The 618-nt window shown below is 61.0% G+C and carries 1 protein-coding gene; it reads left to right on the top strand.

From position 1 onward, the window contains the following. The coding region (locus BK660_RS31770; RefSeq protein ID WP_148057540.1) for a DUF1329 domain-containing protein at positions 1–618 on the top strand (618 nt) is incomplete at both ends.

Here is a 618-nt window from a genome sequence, read left to right as displayed (position 1 = left end):
AAGATGCCGGTGTACCCGTCACACCGCGGCGCGACCGTGCCGGATGACGTGTTTGCCGCCATCAAGAAAAACGCCACCACCACCAACCTGGTGTCCGGCGGCAACGGTCTGGAGAACTTCGACACGGCAGTGCCGTTCCCGATTCCGAAAAGCGGTGTGGAAGTCATCTGGAACCACATCACCCGCTATCGCGGCGGCAGCGTGACCCGTCTGGTAACCCAGGCCACGCCGCAACCGAACGGCTCGTACAGCCTGGTGTACTTCCAGGATCAGTTCGTGTTCCGCGACAAGATGAAGGACTACGACCCGAAAAACCCGGGCAACATCCTGTTCTACTTCAAGCAGAAAGTGACCGCGCCAGCGCGTCTGGCCGGTGGTGTGCTGCTGGTGCACGAAACCCTCGATCAGGTGAAGGAACCACGTTCGGCGTGGGTCTACAACGCCGGCCAGCGTCGTGTGCGTCGGGCGCCACAAGTGTCCTACGACGGCCCGGGTACTGCGGCGGATGGCCTGCGTACCTCCGACAACCTCGACATGTTCAACGGTGCACCGGATCGCTACGACTGGAAACTCGAAGGCAAGAAAGAGATGTACATCGCCTCCGACAGCTACAAGCTC

It is taken from the genome of Pseudomonas brassicacearum (assembly GCF_003732265.1).
GTDB classification, from domain to species: domain Bacteria; phylum Pseudomonadota; class Gammaproteobacteria; order Pseudomonadales; family Pseudomonadaceae; genus Aquipseudomonas; species Aquipseudomonas brassicacearum_D.
Note: the sequence above shows the minus strand (reverse complement) of the source record. Positions and strands in the feature narration are given on the sequence as shown.